This window comes from Tepidibacillus infernus, assembly GCF_048898065.1.
Taxonomy (GTDB): domain Bacteria; phylum Bacillota; class Bacilli; order Tepidibacillales; family Tepidibacillaceae; genus Tepidibacillus_B; species Tepidibacillus_B infernus.
In genome coordinates, this window is the sequence record NZ_JBLWFI010000012.1 from 1 (window position 1) to 743 (window position 743).

At 34.1% G+C, this 743-nt stretch carries 1 pseudogene; it reads right to left on the reverse strand.

The features are described 5' to 3' along the window. Positions 1–492: 492 nt before the first annotated feature. A pseudogene (locus TEPIDINF_RS14740) lies at positions 493–743 on the reverse strand (IS1634 family transposase); the annotation flags it as partial.

A 743-nucleotide genomic window follows, 5' to 3' on the forward strand; every position in this document is an offset into this window, starting at 1 on the left:
GATTATATCATAGCAAAAAAAGACAACTTTAGGCTACGCCTAACCGAAATTCATCTCCTACTTTCACTGGTGCTGGCACACCTTCACGTTTAGAAGTGGGAGACTTCTTTCGGAGGGAAGTTAAAAAGTTTAGAACTTAATAAAGCCACAAATAATGAGCTGTTTATTACATATGAATCTATTATGGAGATATATTTAGAACAAAATTCCTTAGATGATTTAACTAACATTCTTAAAGAAGCTAAGCAATATTGTAATAAGGAAGAGGATGCCTACCATTTTAAGATAATTGAGGCTAAATTACTCTTAAAGCAAAATCAATTGGCAGAGTACGAATTGTTGATGAAAGAAGCTATAGAATATTATTATAAAAATAAAATGTGGAAGCATTTATCCTGACTTTTGCAGCAAAATCAAAGAAAAAACAGCCTTGAACCCGCATGAATGTTGGTTTCTTGGCTGTTTTTGTATGTCCAAGAGTTGTAGTGAAAATTATCCTTTTTTGACCTCTCCCAAATTTTTTTTTATTTCTCCAAGTGACATGTATTTCTTTCCGAATTCGATGTCTAATTCCTTACCGATGTCGGTCAGTATTTCGTCGTAATAATCAAACAGATAATAATTATCTTGAATATGACTGCAGGAGGCCTTTCTCAAACTTTCCAGCATCGCTGTAATCGAATATTTTCCTTTCAGGCGGTGTTCCAGTACCCTTGCAATCACAAGTGCAACAAAACAAGTTA